Source organism: Hoyosella levis (assembly GCF_026008515.1).
In the GTDB taxonomy this organism is placed as follows: domain Bacteria; phylum Actinomycetota; class Actinomycetes; order Mycobacteriales; family Mycobacteriaceae; genus Lolliginicoccus; species Lolliginicoccus levis.
Genome location: NZ_BQYM01000002.1, coordinates 129014 through 147996, shown reverse-complemented (window position 1 = coordinate 147996; position 18983 = coordinate 129014). Strand labels below are relative to the sequence as shown.

The following is an 18983-nucleotide window of genomic DNA, read 5'->3' as shown; positions in this document are numbered from 1 at the left end:
TGCGCCTGCGAGGGGATGGCTTGGCTGGCCGATTCGTCCAAGACGATCGCATCGTGCACCTGGCATCGTGGGCAGCATGAGTATCGATATCGGCCAGGCCGCAGCGTTCCTGGTAGCCCACGGACGTGTATTGGATCGACGTCGGTTTGCCCTGCTCATCGGTGAGCCGACCGCGCAGGATCGGGCGGCGGTGCTCGCGGCGGTGGAGGGCTACCGCAATGGCGACGGCGGCTACGGGTGGGGAATCGAACCGGACCTGCGCGCGCCGGAGAGCCAGCCAGCCGGCGCCCTGCATGCCTTGGAAGCGATCGGCGACGCCGGCCCCGTGACCACCCCGGCGACCATCAAGCTCTTCGACTGGCTGGACTCCGTGACGCTGCCCGACGGGGGGCTGCCGTTCGCGCTGCCGATGGCGGATCCGGTTGCTTGCGCGCCGTTCTGGGTCGAGGCCGACTCCGCGGAGTCCTCCTTGCAGATCACCGCGGCAGTCGCTGCCCAGGCCCACCGCGTCGCCCGGTTCGATGACCGGGCCAAGGCACACCCCTGGCTGGCGCGCGTGACGCGGTACTGCCTGGATGCGATCGCGCAGCTGGACGAGGCACCGTTCGCCTACGTCCTGTCATTCTCGCTCCAGTTCCTCGACGTCATCGCTGGCACTCACCCTGAGGCACAGGAGCTACTGCGTCGCTTGGGACAGTTCGTGCCCGCCGATGGCGCGGTCCCGGTCGAGGGAGGCACCGAGGGCGAGACGCTCCACCTTCTCGACATCGCACCGGCGCCTGGACGCCCGGCGCGCGGTCTCGTCGATGAATCCGCCGTCGCGCGCGACCTGGATCGCCTGGAGGTTGGGCAGCAGGCAGACGGCGGATGGGCCGTCGACTTCAGCAGCTATTCCGCAGCAGCGGCACTGGAATGGCGCGGCTATGCGACGGTCTCGGCCGTGTCTGCTCTCCGAGAGAACGGCCGGTAGCCGGTTGCTGGCTTCGTTCGTGCCCCAGGCTCGCCCGGGCTAGCGCGGCTTGCTGGCTGGACAGCGCTGCCCCGTGAACGCCTATCCTGGGTGGCAGCATGAGATCATCCCAGCCGGTGCCCCGCGCGGAACTGCGCGACGCCCTCACCCAGCTCACCATCCGCGACGCGCACCGCCTTGGGCAGCGCCTCCGGCGCGCACGATCCGAGCAGGACCTCGACAAGATCGGCCGTGCCATCGAGCAGGCGTCCTCGTTGGTGCAGCGGCGCCAGGCCGGGATGCCCACGATCACCTACCCCGCCGACCTTCCGGTCAGCGAGCGCCGCGACGACATCGCCGCCGCGATCCGCGACCATCAAGTAGTGATCGTCGCCGGGGAGACCGGTTCCGGCAAGACGACCCAGCTGCCCAAGATCTGCCTCGAGCTCGGCCGCGGCGTGCATGGCACCATCGGCCACACCCAGCCGCGACGGCTCGCCGCCCGCTCCGTGTCCGAGCGCATCGCCGAGGAACTTGATTGCGAGCTCGGCACCGCCGTCGGCTACGCCGTGCGCTTCACCGACAAGGTCTCCGACACCACGCTCGTCAAGCTGATGACCGATGGCATTCTGCTCAACGAGATCCAGCGCGACCGCATGCTCCGCGCCTACGACACGATCATCATCGACGAGGCCCACGAGCGCAGCCTCAACATCGACTTCCTGCTCGGCTACCTGAAGCAGCTCCTGCCCCGCCGCCCCGACCTCAAGATCATCATCACCTCCGCGACGATCGACCCGGAGCGGTTCGCGAGCCACTTTGGCACCGAAGGATCGCCCGCGCCCATCGTGGAGGTCTCTGGCCGTACTTATCCGGTGGAGATGCGCTACCGGCCTCTCGTCGACGAGGTGCCCGCCCGTTCCGCGAACCACAACCGGGACCGTGACCGGGACCTCGAGGACGAGGACCACGACGACTACTTCCTCATCGAGCGCGATCCCATCGAGGCAATCGGTGATGCCGTCGACGAGCTCATCCGCGAGGGCCCCGGGGATATCCTCGTCTTCCTCTCCGGCGAGCGGGAGATCCGCGATACCGCTGATGCTCTGAACGACAAGAAACTGCCCAGCACCGAAGTCGTGCCCCTCTATGCGCGGCTGTCCGCTGCCGAGCAGCATCGCGTGTTCACCCGCCACAGCGGCAGGCGCATCGTGCTCTCCACCAACGTCGCCGAGACCTCGCTGACTGTTCCCGGCATCCGCTACGTCATCGACCCAGGGTTCGCGCGCATCTCCCGCTACTCCCTGCGCACCAAGGTGCAGCGCCTCCCCATCGAGGCGATCTCCCAGGCCTCGGCGCGGCAGCGCGCCGGACGGTGCGGCCGCCTCTCGGACGGCATCTGCATCCGCCTGTACTCCGAGGATGACCACGACGCCCGGCCGCCGTTCACCGATCCGGAGATCCTGCGCACCAATCTCGCCTCCGTCATCCTCCAGATGGCCAGCCTCGGGCTCGGTGATATCGCCGCGTTCCCGTTCCTCGACAAGCCCGATGATCGCGCCATCCGCGACGGCGTGCGGCTGCTGCAGGAGCTCGGCGCCCTCGAGACCGGCAGGCCCGACGGCCACGTCACCCTCACCGCGGCCGGCCGGCAGCTCGCGCAGCTTCCCGTGGATCCCCGAATGGCCCGCATGCTCGTCGAGGCGCGCACCACCGGCTGCCTCCACGAGGTACTCACCATCGTTTCCGGCATGTCCATCCAGGATGCGCGCGAGCGCCCCACCGAGCACCAGCAGAAGGCCGACGAGCTGCACAAGCGCTTCACCGAGTCGGGGTCCGACTTCCTCGCCTACCTCGAGCTGTGGGACTACATCCGGCAGCAACGGAACGAGCTCTCGTCCAGCCAGTTCCGCAAGATGTGCCGCAATGAGTTCCTGCACTGGCAACGCATCCGCGAGTGGCAGGACCTGCGCGGGCAGCTCCGCTCCATCTGCTCCGGCCTCGGCTGGGAGCCCAACGAGCAACCGGCCGGGCCCGACACCATTCATCAAGCCCTCCTCGCCGGGCTGCTCTCCCACATCGGGATCCGGGAGTCGGATTCCCGCGAGTTCCTCGGGGCCCGGGGTGCCCGGTTCATGGTCTTCCCCGGCTCGGTGCTGGCAAAGAAGCCGCCCCAGTTCGTGATGGCCGCCGAGCTCGTGGAGACTTCACGGCTATGGGCGCGCACCGCCGCTCGCATCGAGCCCGGTTGGGCCGAGCAGCTTGCCGGCGACCTCGTCAAGCGCACCTATTCCGAGCCGCACTGGTCCACCAAGCAGGGCGCGGTCCTCGCCTACGAGCGCGTCACCCTGTTCGGGGTGCCGCTCGCCGCGCAGCGCCGCGTCAACTATGGCCGGATCGATCCCGAGACCGCCCGCGACCTGTTCATCCGCCACGCCCTCGTGCAGGGCGAGTGGGAGTTCCGCCACGAGTTCTTCCACCGCAATCGGGCGTTGCTCGACGACATGGAGGATCTCGAGCACCGTGCCCGCCGCCGCGGCATCGTCGTCACCGACGATGCGCTGTTCGACTTCTACGACGCCCGGATACCCGCCGACGTTGTGTCCGTCCGGCACTTCGATTCATGGTGGAAGAAGGCCAGCCGCACCGAGCCCGAGCTGCTGCTGTTCACCGAGGACACCGTCATCAATCCGCAGGCGGACCGCGTGCGCGCGCAGGACTTCCCCGACGCGTGGAAGCAGGGCGAGCTGCTGCTGCCCTTGTCCTACCGGTTCGAGCCAGGCCACCCCGAGGACGGCGTGACCGTGCAAGTGCCCCTCGCGCAGCTCCCCCAGGTGCGGACCATCGGATTCGACTGGCTCGTTCCCGGCCTGCGGCAGGAGCTCGCGGCCGCACTGGTCAAGACGCTGCCGAAGAACGTGCGACGAAACGTGGTGCCCGCGCCCGAGTTTGGATCAGCGGCGCTTGCCGCGCTCGCGCCGCGCCGCGAGCCGCTCACGATCGGCATGGCACGCGAGCTTTCCCGGCTCGGTGGAACACGGATCACGCCGGACGATTTCGATGCCACCGCGCTGCCCCCGCACCTGCGGATGACCTTCGCCGCTACCGATGACTCGGGCACAGTGGTGCGGGCGTCGAAGGATCTCGACGAGCTGCGCGACTCCCTCGCGGGGGCCGTCTCGCGCGCCGTGGCCCGAGTCGGTGGATCGGTTTCGCGACCGCCCGCCTGGGAGTGGAACGGGGCGACGCTGGGCACCATCCCGCAGCTCGTGGACCAGGACGTGCGCGGGCAGCGTGTCCGGGGCTTCCCCTCGCTGGTGCCGGGCACTGATGGCGTCTCGGTGCGGGTGCTGCCGACCCGTGCGGCCCAGGTGGCGGGGATGCGCGCGGGCACGCGGGCCTTGGTAGCGCGAGCGCTGGGGCCGGTGCCGAAGTCCGTGCTGCAGGGCCTATCGACACCACAACGGCTCTCACTCAATGCCGCGCCCGGTGGTGGCGCTGGGCCACTGCTGGAGGATTGCCGTGGCTGCGCGATCGACGCGCTGGTGACCGAGTACGGCGGTGTGGCCTGGGATGCCGAGGAGTTCGGTGATCTGCTGGCCTGGCTACGCCCACGCATCGCGTCACGGACACGGCAGGTGCTGTCTCTCGTGGTGCCGGTGATGGAGGAGGCGCAGGGACTCGCGGTGGAGCTCGACGCCGCACCGGGCGACGCGGTGTCGGTCGAGGCGGTCGAGGATGTTCGCGAGCAGCTAGCAGGGCTCATCCATGCTGGTTTTGTCACAGAGTGCGGGATGGGCCGCTTGTCGCATCTCGCGCGGCATCTCGTGGCGGCGCGCAAGCGCATCGCGGCACTGCCGGGCAGCGCTAGGCGGGAAACTCGCGGCATGGCCGCGCTGGACCGCGTGTATGGGGAGCTTGATCGCGTGCTAGGTGGCTTGCCCAGCGATTCGCGTGCGAGCGAGGCCGTTGTGGCCGTGCACTGGATGATCGAGGAACTGCGGGTCAGCCTGTTCGCGCAGGCCGTAGGAACGGCGGGGCCGGTATCGGAGCAGCGGGTGCTGTCCGCGATCGCGGATCTCGCTCGCAGGCCTGCGTGACAGGGCGCTGCCGGTGATAGCGCCCTAGCTGTGCGCTGGGTGGCGCTCGGACGATGCGTGCGCGGCGCGGTGCTTGCGCAGGGTCTCGATCTCCTTCTCGAAGTCGTCGGCCGAGGTGAAGGACCGGTAGACCGAGGCGAAGCGGAGGTAGGCCACTTCGTCGAGGTCCCGCAGCGGGCCGAGGATCGCGAGGCCGATCTCATGGCTGGGGATCTCTGCCGCGCCGCTCGCTCGAACAGTGTCCTCGACCTGCTGCGCCAACAGGTGCAGCGCATCCTCGTCGACGTCGCGGCCCTGGCAGGCCGAGCGGACGCCTAGTATCACCTTGTCGCGGCTGAACGGCTCGGTCACGCCACTGCGCTTGAGCACGGCGAGCACTGCCGTCTCCACTGTCGTGAACCGTCGTCCGCAATCGGTGCAGGAGCGTCGACGCCGGATGGCCTGCCCCTCGTCCGCCTCGCGCGAATCCACGACGCGCGAGTTGGTGGACTTGCAGAAGGGGCAGCGCATCGTCACTCCTCGGTGTTGGTCACTCGGCGCGGCTCGCGGCGCAGGGGCGGATCTTTGCAGGTCCGTCATCTCGCGCGGCTCTCGCTGGCACAGCCCCGCGGCGCCAGGATCCTGCGCGAGCAAGATCCAGTTGCGCGCCTGGTCCATGTCATCGCCGAGTCGCACAAGACCTGTATAGCGCGTGCACGCTCGATGTTGAACGTATGCTGTGCAACGCTTTGTCGCAAGTACCGTCAATTCGGGCATCGCCGCTGGCACGCGCGGAACGGCATCCGGCATCATTGCTCGGCCCCCGGATCAGACTGCATCAGGCCCGGGACCGCCCCCCGGATATCAGAGTGCTCCGGCATCGAGCCTGGTCCGGGAGCTGGCCCGAGGGCACCCCACAGCACGACTGAAGCCATCGCCATCACGACAAGCGCGAACATGAGGAAGTAGGCCATCCCGGATTCCCCACGTGACGCTCTAGCCTGCGGGTGCGCGTGACACACCAATGCCCTACGCGACCGCGGCCCCGAGGCGCTGGGCAGCCCCTGCGGCAGCGAGCATGACGGTCGACGGGTCGGTGGGCGGCGGCCCGGCAGCGGAGCGGGAGTGCCAGTACCGGGGCGCGGCCGCGCATGACGCGGCAGCGCATGGCCCGGCGAGGGCCTTCGTCCATCACTGAGGCCCAGCGCTACCTGCGGACGCGGCTCGGGAGCGGGCCGTCCCCGGTGAGCTCCACGTCCAAGCCTGGCCGGGCCCGCAGAGCTGCCCCGCCAGGCGCTTGCCGAGCACGATCGCCGAGCCGAGGTGCTGCTGCCACCGCTCCTGGCAGCACCCAGGCGCTCGTCCTGCTGTTCCTGCCCCGACTGTGGTGCATCGCTATCGATCATGGTGCGGATCCTTCCCGTGGGCTCCATCGCCAGGTTGCGCCCCGAGCGCATCACTCGCTCAGATGTTCGATTTCTACCACGGCGGTCCGACACTTTTTCACCAAACGCGGCCATCGCATCGAACATCTGTTTGAATTATTCTGACGAGCTGGATATTGTCGCTCTAGTCCCCGTTGGATGCCCCGCATGAGGAGGATGGATTCGATGCCACCGCAGAAGAGGAGCTCGCGCACCGCGCCCGTCGCGATCGCGGAGCCCGTGGCACCCGAGAACGGCCTCCCCACGTTGACCGATCGACAGCACGCGATCATGAAGGTCATCCGGGAGTCGGTCGAGCATCGGGGCTATGCGCCGAGCGTCCGTGAGATCGGCGAATCCGTGGGCCTCACCTCAACCTCCTCGGTCACCCACCAGCTTCGTGCGCTGGAGAAGAAGGGCTACCTCCGGCGCGACCCGAACCGGCCCCGCGCGGTGGACGCCCGCGGCTCCGATCCCGCGCCCGGCACTGATCAGGGCACGTCGCGGCCCGGATCGTTCCGACAGGTCCATTCCGTTGACAACGCCGACGACCACACCAATGCTCCGACCGCGGTGTACGTGCCCCTCGTCGGTCGCATCGCCGCCGGTGGACCGATCCTCGCGGAGCAATCGATCGAGGACGTCTTTCCCCTCCCGCAGGAACTCGTCGGCCATGGCGCGCACTTCCTGCTCAAGGTTGTCGGCGAGTCGATGACTGACGCTGCTATCTGTGACGGCGACTGGGTCGTGGTGCGCCAGCAGGAGGATGCCATCAACGGTGACATCGTCGCCGCGATGATCGACGGCGATGCCACAGTGAAGACTTTCAAGCGGGACGGGTCGGCAGTCTGGCTGCTACCCCACAACCCGCACTTCAGCCCGATCCGCGGGGACGACGCTTCCATCCTCGGGAAGGTCGTATCCGTCATCCGCAAGCTCTGACGGGGGCCGCGGTGTCAATTGAAGCGACAAGCGCAGGGAGACCAGTCCCTAGCGCTAGCGTGACCGGTTCCGCACGAAGAAGGCCGCTATCACCGCGAGAATGCCGAGGAGCACCAACCCGGCCGCGCTGATCGCCACGATCGGGGCCCAGCTGATCGTGGAACTGCTGGCCCTGTCCGCATCATCCACGGCATCCGGACCAGCGTCGTCCGCAGGGTCCCCCGGCACGAGCGCGGTGGTCTCCTCGCCACGCTGCGCCATCGCATCCCAGGCGACTTGCTCGGCGCCCCGCACCACACGGATCGGCGGCAGAGCGGTGGTCGCCGACCCCTCGGCATCCAGAGCAGCATCTCCCACTTCCGAGGCCGTGAGCAGATCTCCCTCGGAGGTGAATGCGATCGCCTCGCCCTGCGGCTCCTCCGGCAGTGGCACCCGAACAGGCTCCGCGGTCAGTGCGCGCACGAGATCACCAGTCGCATCAGCAAACAAGTAGGCATCGGTATAGGTCCGGACGGCAGCTATTGTTCCCGCGTCGTTGACCGCCCCTCCTGTTGCCAGGGTCGAGCCCACCGAACCGATCGGACCGCCCACCGTGCTGGTCATGGGAAACGCCAGCTCTCCGCGATACTCCAACGGCGTCGTGCCCTCAGCGGGCAAGTCCGATACCGAGAGTCCACCGCGCGGCACGAAGACCTCGCTCACGCCGAACCACTTCGACACAAGGATGGGCATTCCATCGCTATCGATGAGCAGCGTCTCCACATCGCGGGGCCGACCGTCCGGGAACGCCATCCGGTGCACCGAGGATTCACTGGTAGCTGGATCGACCCGGATCAGCGCGACCGTGGGCCGGGCTCGTGCATTGTCCCCGAAGTCACCGATCCACAGATCGCCGTCGAAGGCCGCAAGATCCTCCGGATCAAAGGGATCGGCACCGCCCCGGATCCAGCGGGTCACCTCGCACGCGCCGTCGAGGGCACCCTCGAGGACAGCGATACGGGCCTCATCGCCGCCGTCAGGCATCGCGTAGACAACGCCGTCCATGACCGTCAGGCCTGATAGCTCGCCAAGTTCCGCGTCGTCAGGCGTGCAGAGCGACTCTGGCGCAGGTGCCTCCACTCCGGGAGGCACCTGCGCGTGCGCGATCATGCCGAGCGACTGAGCGCAGAGCGCCAGGGCCAGAAGTCCGCCTGCTGCACGGGCGCGCGCTCGTCCTGCGATCATGCCGCGCAGCATAGTCGAGAGATGCTACAGCCCATAGTCCACGAGCAAGGACGCCAGCCCGGGCGGGACATGCGCGCGTATCCGCGTCCCCTCGGACTCATGGCTCTCCGCGCTGACCGTGCCCTCGGCGTGAATGCGCGAGACCAGGTCACCGCGCGAGTACGGGACCTCCACGAGGACCTCGACATCGGTGCGGGTGAGCATCTCCGCGATCCGGGTCCGCAAGCCCGGGATACCGGCCTTCGTGTGGGCAGAGACGAACACTGCATCGGGCAGCGTGCGGCGCAGCTTGGCGAGCGCCACGGGGTCCGCTGCATCGATCTTGTTGATCACTAGCAGCTCCGGCGGGGCCGGGGCCTCCTGCTCCCGCACCACGTCATCGATGACCTGGCGGACGGCATTGATCTGCTCGAGGGGGAACTCATCCGAGCCGTCGACGACGTGCACCAGCACATCGGCGCTGGTCACTTCCTCGAGGGTGGAGCGGAACGCCTCGACGAGCTGGGTGGGCAGGTGCCGCACGAAACCCACCGTGTCGGTGAGCACATACTCACGACCATCGTCGAGCTCGGCGCGGCGCGTGGTGGGATCAAGCGTGGCGAACAGCGCGTTCTGCACCAGCACGCCTGCATCGGTGAGCGCATTGAGCAAGCTGGACTTGCCGGCATTTGTATAGCCCACGATCGCCACCGCGGGAACCTGGTTGCGCTGCCGTCGTGCTCGCTTGGTATCGCGCGAGCTCTTCATCGCCTGGATCTCGCGGCGCAGTTTCGCCATGCGCTCGCGGATGCGCCGCCGATCCGTCTCGATCTTGGTCTCGCCGGGGCCGCGCAGGCCCACGCCACCGTTGCTGCCAGCCCGGCCACCGGCCTGCCGGGACAGTGCCTCGCCCCAACCACGCAGCCGGGGCAGCATGTACTCCATCTGCGCGAGAGACACCTGTGCCTTGCCCTCCCGCGAGGTCGCATGCTGGGCGAAGATGTCGAGGATCAAGGCAGTACGGTCGATCACCTTGACCTTGACGATCTTCTCCAGGGCCGTGAGCTGGGCCGGAGTCAGCTCGCCGTCGCAGATCACGGTGTCGGCGCCACTAGCTTCGACGACCTCCCGCAGCTCGGCGGCCTTGCCGGAACCAAGGTATGTCGACGCGTCCGGCTTGTCGCGACGCTGGATGAGACCCTCGAGCACGACCGAGCCCGCGGTCTCGGCGAGCGCCGCGAGCTCGCGCAGGCTTGCCTCGGCATGGGCGGCGGAACCGGAAGTCCATACCCCGGCGAGCACTACCTGCTCGAGCCGGAGCTGCCGGTACTCGACCTCGGTGACGTCGGTGAGCTCGGTGGACAGCCCGCGCACGCGGCGCAACGAGGTACGTTCCTCGAGCTGAAGGTCACCGGTAGATGGATCAGCACGCTGGCTGGATTGATGCGCTGGAATGGGTTCGCCGGACAGCTCGATGGCACTTTCGCCAGCGGGAACGTCATGGCCGGACGGGAGAGAGTTCACTGATTGCCGCAAAGACGCGGTCACCCCTTTATCTACTGATGTGATGCTTCCGATGATACGGGGATCCGCCAGGTAGCGCGATTAATTATCTGCCCACCACTGCGCGCTCAGCACTCCCTCTCCCACCAGCACCGATGGGCCACGCAGCCACGAGCGCCCGCCCTCGATCGTGACGTTCACCGTCCCACCTGGGATCGTCACCGCGACCTCGCCATCCTGCCGGCCTGCGTGCAGGAGCGCTGCTGCTGCCGCCGCTACCGTGCCCGTGCCGCACGAGCGGGTCTCGCCGACACCGCGCTCATTGACGCGCATGGAGACGGCACCATCGGCCAATTCCGTGACGATCTCGATGTTCACGCCATGGGGGAAGAAGCTGTGGTCGAAGCTTGGATCCCCGAGGTCAAGCTGCCCCAGCTCCACCGCTGTCATGCCCTCGACGACGCACGCGAGATGCGGATTACCCACATCGATACCGATGCCTTCGAATTCTCGGCCGCCCACTGCCGCACGACTCTCCCCGAGCTGGCGAACGATTCCCATATCCACCGTGACCTCGCCGAAGGTGGTACCGGCCTCATGGACCGTCACCGGGCGAGCACCCGCCCTGCTGCCCACGGTGAACGCTTCACGCTCCTCCAGGCCCGAGGCCCGCAGGTAGTGCGCGAACACGCGCACGCCATTGCCGCACATCTCCGCGATCGAGCCATCGCCATTGCGATAGTCCATGAACCAATCGTCTTCCTGCACGCCCTCGGGCATTCCGGGAAGCACACCAGCCGCGGCCAGCGCACCCGCCCGGGCTACCCGCAGCACCCCATCGGCACCAATGCCCTGCTGCCGGTCGCACAAGCGAGCAACAACCTGCGGATCGAGATCAAGCTCCACGGCGGTATCGGGCAGGATGACGAAATCGTTCTGCGTGCCGTGCCCCTTGCTGAACGGAACTCCTGGGTGCTGCATGGGGTCAACGATACTGGGTGGCTATTCGATCGCGGGGCCGTCGCGGCTGGGGTCGCGGGGCCGGAGCGGGGCCGTCGCCCCGGATTCGCCTATGGAACTCAACGGAATGGGCCCGAAACAGGGGTCATTTGTTGCGTTTCATAGGCTTCTGACCGGCTGCAGACCCAAGCGCCCGGCGAGCCCTGTTATCCACAGCCCTTCCGCGACGTCGAAGTTGTCCACAGGTGGTCACCGGCCCGTTCCAGCACGCGGCACTATTGCCTGCCATGCACCGAGTTGAACCCAGCACAGCGACCAGGATTCCGCGCCGGGTAGCGGAGGCGCTCGCGGCCGGGAACGGCCTGACCACTGCCAACGACCCGGTCGCGGTCCAGCAGCTCAGCGCGCTCCACCGGCAGGGTCGTCTACGACGGCTGGCGCGGGGAATCTACGCCGAGACGGACCATGTCGCCTCCTTGCGGCCCTGGGAAAGGTTCGATCTCGCGTCGCGGGCGTACCTGCTGTCGTGCGGGGACGGGCGCTTCCTGGCTGGCTGGTCGGCCGCGCTCCCGCTCGGGCTGCCCACGATCGGTGCACCGCCGGGGCTTCCTTCGATTTCCTGCCCGGGCGATGGGCGGGTCCGCACGCAAGTGGGTCGCCATGGTCGCACGATCTTCGGACCGGTTCCCACGAGCCACCTCCGCGAGGCAAACGGGATGCCAGTGACGAGCCTGGGCTGGACTGCCACCACGATCGCGCTGTCGGCTTCGGTTCCGGTGGCACTCGCAGTGGCTGATGGGGCGCTGCGCCGGGGAGCCGGCATGCGCGAATGCCTCCCTCACGTGGAGGCTCGGCGCGGGGCCGAGCGCGCCCGCTGGGTCGCGGCGCATGCGTCCGAGCTGGCGGAGTCACCGCTGGAGTCGCTAGGTCGGTTCGCCGCGCATGCTGGCGGATTGCCGCTGCCGGTGCCCAATGCGTGGGTGGGTGATGGCAGGCCGCAGTTCCGTGTCGATGGCTTGTGGCCGTATCACTGGGCGGGGTTCGAGGCTGATGGCGCGCTGAAGTATGACAATCGCCCGGATGCGTCGCGGATCATTGCCGACCAGCAGGAGCGCGAGTGGTTGCTGCGCCGGATGGGGATCGACCTGTGCAGGTTTGGGTGGCGCCTGGCGCATGGTGATCCACTGCAGCTGGCAGCACGGTTCGCGCAGCTCCTCGCGGCCCACCCGCCGCGCGAGGAGCCCATCCGGTGGTGGAAGCATGATCCGCTGCTCGGCCCGGTCGAGCCTGCGCCGGGCGACTGGCCGGATCCGGTATCGCCAGGGCTTCCCGTGCCCGAGCGCTGGTGGGTGGATCGCCGGTGAGCTACGCCGGGTAGAGAATGGCGAGCGTCTCGGCGACGCACACGGGCCGGGCGTCAGTGCCACCGTCGGGAAGCTCGCGCTCGATGGTGACGCGCACCGTGAGCTGCTGCCCGCCGGACTTGCCAGTGACGCCGAGGAGCTCGGCCCGGGCGCGCACGCGCGAACCGACCGGGAGCGGAGCGGGGAACCGCACGCTGTTGGAGCCGTAGTTCACCGCCATGCGGAGCCCATCGACGCGGTACACCGTCCGCATCAGCATCGGCAGCAGCGACAACGTGAGGTAGCCGTGCGCGATCGTGCCACCGAAGGGTCCGCTCGCCGCACGCTCGGGGTCGGTGTGGATCCATTGGTGATCGCCAGTGGCATCCGCGAAAAGATCCACCGCGTGCTGGGTGACCTCGTGCCACTCCCCCGTGCCGAGTGGCAACGGCCCATCCGCGGCAGAGCTGGCCTCGAGAAGCGCATCGAGCGTGGCGAATACCTGCATAGGTGCTAGTCCTTCGGTCCGCCGGCGACATAGATGACCTGCCCGGAGACGAACCCGGCTCCCTCGGAGGCGAGGAAGGAGGCAGTGTGGGCGATGTCGTCGGGCACGCCGACTCGTCCGACGGGGATCTGCGCGGCGGTGGCCTTCTTGAACTCGTCGAACTCCATGCCGATGCGCTCAGCGGTCGCGGCGGTCATGTCGGTGGCGATGAACCCGGGAGCGATGGCGTTCGCGGTCACACCAAACTTGCCCAGCTCAAGGGCGAGGGTCTTGGTGAGTCCCTGCATGCCAGCCTTCGCGGCGGAGTAATTGGCCTGGCCGCGGTTGCCGAGCGCGGAGGTGGATGACAGGTTGACGATGCGCCCGTAGGCCGCGTCGACCATGTGCTTCTGCACGGCCCGCGCCATGAGGAACGCCCCGCGCAGGTGAACACCCATCACGGCGTCCCAGTCGTCAACGGTCATCTTGAACAGCAGGTTGTCACGGATGATGCCCGCATTGTTGATCAGGACCGTTGGGGCCCCGAGGCCTTCGGCGACAGCCTCGACGGCGGCGGTGACGGACTGCTCGTCCGCGACATTGGCACCGACGGCGAGGGCCTTGCCACCAGCCGCCTCGATGGCGCCGACCGTGCTGGCGCACGCGTCCTTGTCGAGATCGAGCACGGCCACGGCCATGCCATCCGCTGCCAGCCGCTCAGCGATTGCGGCACCGATGCCGCGCGCCGCGCCGGTGACGATGGCGACGCGCTGGGTGGCTGCGGCCTGGGTGTGGTGCTCGGTCACGAGAGGTCTCCTTGGATCACGCGATGGGGCCTTGCCGTGAGGCTAACGGATAGGTGCGCCCGGCCCCGGGAGCGGCTCGCCACGCTCGCTGCCCGGGTCCGTCCGCCCTAGTCGATGCGGCCGATCCGCCAGCGTGCCGCTGCGAGGACGAGACCTGTGATGAGCAGCAACAGTGCCGCCTCGGTTGCCTGGAAGCGCCAGAACCGGGAGTCGGGGTGGAAGCGCTCCTCGAAGTGGACGGCACCGCGATCGCGAAGGCATTGGGCAACGACCACGTTGTCCTCCTCGAACTGTTGTTCCTGCTGCCGCTCGATTTCGTCTGCTCGGGCATCGAAGATCTCCTGGGTGTCACCGGGCTGCATCTCCGGGTAGACCCAGGGGCGGTTCGGCCAGGGGCAATGCTCGCCGGTGTGGTCGATGGGGCGGCCGTCGGCGGTGACGTGGACGCGCTCCAGGATCCACGGGGCGCGAACCTCATTGGTCACATAGAGCGCACTTCCGTACGAGCCAGAACGTACCCCTTCCTCCACGGTCATAATGGTCGCCTCGGGCGTGGCGTAGTGCGGGCGCAGTTGCAGCGTGATGAAGGATCCTGCAGCGAGCAGGACCACGAGCGTGACGGGCATCGCGGCCAGCGGACTTCGCAGCAGTAGGGCGATGAGCGCGCCGACCTGGAGCGCGGCGAGCATCGACAGCGCGGCAATAAGCGGCGTGGAGAGGAAGTGCTCGAGGCCAAATCGGCCCTGCCAGGGCATCGGTGTCGGGCTGTCGAAGCGTTGCACCAGTGGCGCATAGACTGCCGCCGCCAGGGCAACGGGCACATGGACGACAAGCAGGTGCGCGAGGTACCACTGCCAGCGGGTGCTGTCCTGGGTGAACGCGAGGACGTGGCGGCCGGTGTCGCGCGCGCGACTGATCAGCCCGGCACCGAGAAGCATGCCGAGCAGTACTGGCAGCAGGAGCGATCCTTCGCGGACCAGGATGTTGACCAGGTTGGCGATGCTCGTCAACCGGTTGGTCTGTCCGCCCGCGCCCGCGAATGCGTGGATCCACGCGTAGTGGCTGGCGGCGCCGATCGCGAGCAGCGCGACGAGGGCGAGGACGACAAGCAGCACAGCGCGCCGGTGCAGCCGCCAGACGGTGCGATAGGGCTGTACGCGGTGTCGCTTGGGCGTAGGGGCAGTGAGGGTCATGGTTTCTCCCGGTGTCCTAGATGCGGGCGAGGCGCGCGCGGGCGATTGCGAGCAGGAGGGCGCTGGCGAGCAGGGCGAGCCCGGTCTCGCGCCACTGCATCGGCCAGAAGTGCGCGCCCGGATGCTCATGGACCGCATAGGTGGTGGCGCCGAGCGCGCGCAGGCACCTCGCCTGCTCGGCCGCGGTCAGCACGAGCCCTTCGCGCTCCGTCTCCGTGATGAACTGGAAGACGTATCCGCGCTGGCACAGCCCGTTCGGATCGGCGATGGGCTGGCCGTTGGCATCCTCTGCTCCAGAGGAGATCCGCCAGGGCATAACCCCGTTGCTATCTGTGCGTTGCGGTATGCCATGCCATGCGGTTGTCAGCGGATACTCCGTGCGCACAGGCTCGACAAGATGGGGCCGGATGCTCACCAGGATCATGGTTGCGATGAACATCAAGGCGACGGCGGCGGGAACCGCGATGACGGTGCTTGACCGGCCGAGAGGGAGCAATAGTGCAATAGCGCCTCCCAGTGTCAGCGCGAGCAGCATGTGCGCGCCCAGCACCGGGGCGGTGGTCACGAACGAGAAGTGATCAAATCCAGTTCCCGCGGTCCCCCCGAGTGGCAGTACAGCTCCCAGAATGGTCGTCGCCACGGTGATGGGCACGAACACAACAAGGAAGCGGGCACCGTACCAGGACCATCTGCTGCGCGATTGGGTGAAGGCAAGGATGTGTTGACCGGTCTCGATGGGGCGGGCGATCACCGCGGCTCCGATGGGGGCGCCAGCAATGATGGGGAGCAGGGTGATGGGGCCAGGCAAGTAGGCGAGGAAACCGTCGGCGTAGCAGACAGCCTCGCGGCACTGCGAGCTGAAGTAGCGGGGCGTAGTGCCGTGGGTCGCGCGGTAGTCGGCGATCAGCATTCCCGCGATCACGACGCCAACCGCGAGGGCGAGCAGTCCGCCGACGACGATGGCAAGCAGGATCCGATGCTCGCGCCAGGTGGTGCGGATCATCCCAGGGCTCCTTCAAGGCTTGCATCGCTGCGCAGGTAGCCGAGCACGACATCATCGAGGGTCGCTGGGGCGAGGGACCAGTCGCTGGTGGCGATCATCGGTGCGTCGCCGCGCAGGAGGTGGCCCCGCATCCCAGTTGTGCCGCGGGTGTCGATGAGCGTGGCGGGCCCGGCGACGGTGTGCGGGTCACCGGTTCCGGTGAGGATGTAGTGGCTGGCCAGAATCGTGTCGATGCTGCCCTGGAGATGGACCTGGCCGTGGCCGAGGAGGATCATCTCGTCGGCGAGGTCGCTGATCTCGCTGAGCACGTGCGAGGACAGCAGGATGGTGGTGCCGTGCTCGGCGACATCGCCCATGAGGATCTGCGCGACGGTGCGGCGGGCGAGCGGGTCGAGGTCGGCCATGGGCTCATCGAGCATGAGCAGCCGGGGCCGCCGTCCAAGAACGAGCGCGACGGCCACGATAGTGCGCTGCCCCGGCGAGAGGTGCTTGATGCGGGTGGTCGGCTTGATCCCGGTGCTCGTGGCGATGGTGGTGGCGTACTCGTTGTCCCACTCGGTGTTGGTGTCGGCGCCGAACTGGAGCATCTGCGCGACGGTGAGGCTGGGGTAGAGGGGTTTGTGCTGGGCGAGGTAGGAGACCCCGTTGCTGATGCGGTTGCGTGCTGGCGGTGCTCCAAGCACGTCGATGGTGCCCGCGTCGGGGCGCAGCAGTCCCGCGGCGAGGGACATGAGGGTGGACTTGCCCGCGCCATTGGCACCGACGAGCCCAGTGATGCTGCCCTCGGTGACCGTGAGGGTGCAGCCCGCGAGCGCGGTGTGGCGGCGGAATGATTTGTGCACGTCGCGGAAGCTCAGGGCGGGAGTGGTCACATCTGGGCTGGTCATGTCTGGAGTGGTCATGTCTGGTCTCCGATGAAGTAGGCGTCGAGAACGTCGTGGACGAGGGCTTCGATGTCTTCGCGGTCGAGACCTGCGTCCCGGCCCGTAGCGAAGGCGGCGCGGAGCTGCGCGCGGAGGATCTCGGTCTCGGCCATCCCGGGCTTGGCGAGGGTGGTGGTGACGAAGGTGCCGAGGCCAGCGCGCGGCTCGACGAGTCCTTCGGTCTCGAGCTCGCGGTAGGCCTTGAGCACGGTGTTGGGATTGATAGCGAGCTCGGTGACGACTTCCTTGGCCGTGGGCAGCTTGTCGCCGGGGGCGAGCTGCCCGAGCCGGAGCGCGCGCTTGGTCTGGGCGATGAGCTGCACGTAGGCGGGGATGCCGGAGCTGCGGTCGATGCGGTAGGCAATCACATGAGGTTCCTTATTTCACTAGTTCATTAGCACTATAAGTATTAGCGCGGTGCAGGGATCTCTGCAACTCGGAGAGAAAAAGGAGCGGCTCGCAGCATCGCGAGCAGGCCGGCCCGCCCTACAGCAAGCGCGCGACGTCCCCGGCGAGGCCGAGAGCACCACCGTCGAACCAGTGGATGCGGTGGTCGCGCTTGAACCAGGATCGCTGCCTGCGCACGTAGCGCCGGGTCCCCTGGGTGGTCAGCTCGGCGGCAGTGGCGAGGTCGTGCTCTCCATCGAGAGCGGCAAGAACTTGCGCGTAACCGATGGCGCGGCGCGCGGTAACACCCTCGCGCAACCCGGCCTCGGCCAGCGCGCGGACCTCATCGACGAGTCTCTCGGCGAACATCTGCTCGGTGCGCTGCGCGATGCGCGCGTCAAGATCGGCGGTCTCGCGGTCCACGCCGATGATGAGGGTGTCCCAGCGGGGGTCACCGATCGTGGGCGCGGACGCCGCGAACGGCTTCCCGGTCAGCTCGATGACCTCGAGGGCGCGCACGGTGCGGCGCGGATCGGTCGGCAGGATCGTCGCGGCGGCCTCGGGGTCGATGCCCGCGAGCTCCTGATGCAGGGCCCGCACTCCGATCTCGGCGAGCCGCGCCTCCCACCGGGCGCGCACCTGCGGGTCGGTGGCAGGGAACTGCCAATCGTCGAGCAGCGCCTGGATGTACATCATCGAGCCACCCACGATGACCGGGGCCACGCCCCGCCCGAGGAGGGATTCGACGTCCGCGGTGGCGGCTTCCTTGTAGCGGGCCACGGTGGCGGTCACGGTGACGTCGAGGGTGTCGATCTGATGGTGCGGGATGCCCCGGCGCTCCTCGACGGGCAGCTTGGCGGTGCCGATGTCCATGCCGCGGTATTGCTGCATCGCGTCGATGTTGATGACCTCACCGCCCAGCAGCTCGGCGAGGTCGAGCGCGAGGGCCGACTTCCCGGTAGCGGTCGGTCCGATGACGGCGATGGGGCGGGGGGCCTGCGAGGTCACGGCAGCCACATCCCCACGTGGTAGCCCACGCCGTATGGGGCACTGTCGTGGCGGTCGGAGACGCGCGCCGGGCCGTCCGGGAACAGGCCCGCGAGGATGGTCCAGGCAGCCCGGTCTGTGATGCCCATTTCCGCGCATGCACTGGCATCGAGCGAGGCGAGGAACTGCTGATCTCCCCCGTCGAGCGCGGCCGCGAGATCGCTTTCCCATTGCACCGCGCGCGGGTCGAGCGCGCCCGGGGCCTTCTCGGTCAGGCACATCGAGCCATCAGCGACGAGCAGCACTGCAACCGGGCTAGGCCTGGAATCAAGCTCGATGCGGAGCGCGCGCCCCCACTCGCATGCCTCGCTCCCGGTCATCGCGGCGTCCACCATCCGCGCCTCGCACGTCACTGCCGGCGCTGCCTGGCCACGGATCCACCCGGCGACAAGCACGGGCAACGGCAGGATCGGGTCCGGCTCGGCCCCCGCGTGCCCGAGGGTGACGACCACCTCGCGCCCATAGCCGCGGAACGTGCCCGCGGTGCCGGGCCCGAACTGTCCCCCGCCGCCGTCGGTGCCGAGAATGACCCAGTGCGGCGCCAATCCGGCCAGCCTTGCTGCCATGCGCAGCACGGCCCCGCGCATTTTGGCGGTCTCGCTGGCCGCAGCACCAGCAAGCTCCGGGACCAGCAGCGGGGGGCCAGGGGCCACGGCGGCAGCAGCAAGCACGGCACAACGCTACCGAGCGTGGACGCGCGATGCGAAACCAGCGAGCCAGCGCCACGCCACTAG

The 18983-nt window shown here is 68.2% G+C and carries 16 protein-coding genes; 4 read left to right on the top strand and 12 right to left on the bottom strand.

Annotation, left to right across the window (positions count from 1 at the left end; translation table 11 throughout):
- Positions 1-76: 76 nt before the first annotated feature.
- Together QC765_RS02850 and hrpA are read left to right on the top strand one after the other, a co-directional pair.
- Positions 77-970, top strand: coding sequence for a hypothetical protein (locus tag QC765_RS02850; RefSeq protein ID WP_278312909.1), 894 nt, complete (start codon positions 77-79; stop codon positions 968-970).
- 98 nt (positions 971-1068) lie between these two features.
- Complete coding sequence (hrpA, locus tag QC765_RS02845; protein ID WP_278312908.1) at positions 1069-5049, top strand: ATP-dependent RNA helicase HrpA; 3981 nt, start codon at positions 1069-1071, stop codon at positions 5047-5049.
- 24 nt (positions 5050-5073) lie between these two features.
- Here the strand turns inward: hrpA and nrdR are convergent, their stop codons facing one another.
- Positions 5074-5559: a transcriptional regulator NrdR gene (gene nrdR / locus QC765_RS02840; protein WP_278312907.1), complete on the bottom strand. Its 486-nt coding sequence runs from the start codon at positions 5557-5559 to the stop codon at positions 5074-5076.
- A gap of 1184 nt (positions 5560-6743) precedes the next feature.
- Here nrdR and lexA point away from each other — a divergent pair.
- Complete coding sequence (gene lexA, locus QC765_RS02835) at positions 6744-7394, top strand: transcriptional repressor LexA (RefSeq protein ID WP_507762898.1); 651 nt, start codon at positions 6744-6746, stop codon at positions 7392-7394.
- Between the two features lie 54 nt (positions 7395-7448).
- Here lexA and QC765_RS02830 read toward each other — a convergent pair whose 3' ends face one another.
- The 3 genes from QC765_RS02830 to dapF all read right to left on the bottom strand — a co-directional run bounded on the left by QC765_RS02830 (position 7449) and on the right by dapF (position 11081).
- Entirely contained in the window at positions 7449-8618 is a 1170-nt protein-coding gene (locus tag QC765_RS02830) for a hypothetical protein (RefSeq protein ID WP_278312905.1), read from the bottom strand.
- A gap of 24 nt (positions 8619-8642) precedes the next feature.
- Complete coding sequence (gene hflX / locus QC765_RS02825; protein ID WP_278313120.1) at positions 8643-10073, bottom strand: GTPase HflX; 1431 nt, start codon at positions 10071-10073, stop codon at positions 8643-8645.
- A 129-nt stretch (positions 10074-10202) separates the two neighbouring features.
- Positions 10203-11081, bottom strand: coding sequence for a diaminopimelate epimerase (gene dapF, locus QC765_RS02820; protein ID WP_278312904.1), 879 nt, complete (start codon positions 11079-11081; stop codon positions 10203-10205).
- Positions 11082-11347: 266 nt separating this feature from the next.
- Between dapF and QC765_RS02815 the strand changes: the two genes are divergently transcribed.
- The gene (locus QC765_RS02815; RefSeq protein ID WP_278312903.1) at positions 11348-12424 is read left to right on the top strand and encodes a type IV toxin-antitoxin system AbiEi family antitoxin domain-containing protein; all 1077 of its coding nucleotides are present in this window, start codon (positions 11348-11350) and stop codon (positions 12422-12424) included.
- Between the two features lies 1 nt (position 12425).
- Here the strand turns inward: QC765_RS02815 and QC765_RS02810 are convergent, their stop codons facing one another.
- From QC765_RS02810 to QC765_RS02775, 8 genes are all read right to left on the bottom strand, one after another.
- A complete protein-coding gene (locus QC765_RS02810) occupies positions 12426-12911 on the bottom strand; it encodes a MaoC family dehydratase (RefSeq protein ID WP_278312902.1) in 486 nt (161 codons plus the stop codon).
- Between the two features lie 5 nt (positions 12912-12916).
- Positions 12917-13696: an SDR family oxidoreductase gene (locus QC765_RS02805; protein WP_278312901.1), complete on the bottom strand. Its 780-nt coding sequence runs from the start codon at positions 13694-13696 to the stop codon at positions 12917-12919.
- A gap of 107 nt (positions 13697-13803) precedes the next feature.
- Entirely contained in the window at positions 13804-14889 is a 1086-nt protein-coding gene (locus tag QC765_RS02800; RefSeq protein WP_278312900.1) for an ABC-2 membrane transporter-related protein, read from the bottom strand.
- Between the two features lie 16 nt (positions 14890-14905).
- Entirely contained in the window at positions 14906-15892 is a 987-nt protein-coding gene (locus QC765_RS02795; protein ID WP_278312899.1) for an ABC-2 membrane transporter-related protein, read from the bottom strand.
- Positions 15889-16794: an ABC transporter ATP-binding protein gene (locus QC765_RS02790; protein ID WP_278312898.1), complete on the bottom strand. Its 906-nt coding sequence runs from the start codon at positions 16792-16794 to the stop codon at positions 15889-15891. Before QC765_RS02790 ends, QC765_RS02795 begins: the two co-directional genes overlap by 4 nt.
- A complete protein-coding gene (locus QC765_RS02785; protein WP_278312897.1) occupies positions 16791-17183 on the bottom strand; it encodes a GntR family transcriptional regulator in 393 nt (130 codons plus the stop codon). The genes QC765_RS02790 and QC765_RS02785 overlap by 4 nt, the downstream gene beginning before the upstream one ends.
- A gap of 118 nt (positions 17184-17301) precedes the next feature.
- Positions 17302-18219: a tRNA (adenosine(37)-N6)-dimethylallyltransferase MiaA gene (gene miaA, locus QC765_RS02780; RefSeq protein WP_278312896.1), complete on the bottom strand. Its 918-nt coding sequence runs from the start codon at positions 18217-18219 to the stop codon at positions 17302-17304.
- The gene (locus tag QC765_RS02775) at positions 18207-18920 is read right to left on the bottom strand and encodes a class III extradiol ring-cleavage dioxygenase family protein (RefSeq protein ID WP_278312895.1); all 714 of its coding nucleotides are present in this window, start codon (positions 18918-18920) and stop codon (positions 18207-18209) included. Before QC765_RS02775 ends, miaA begins: the two co-directional genes overlap by 13 nt.
- Between the last annotated feature and the right edge of the window lie 63 nt (positions 18921-18983).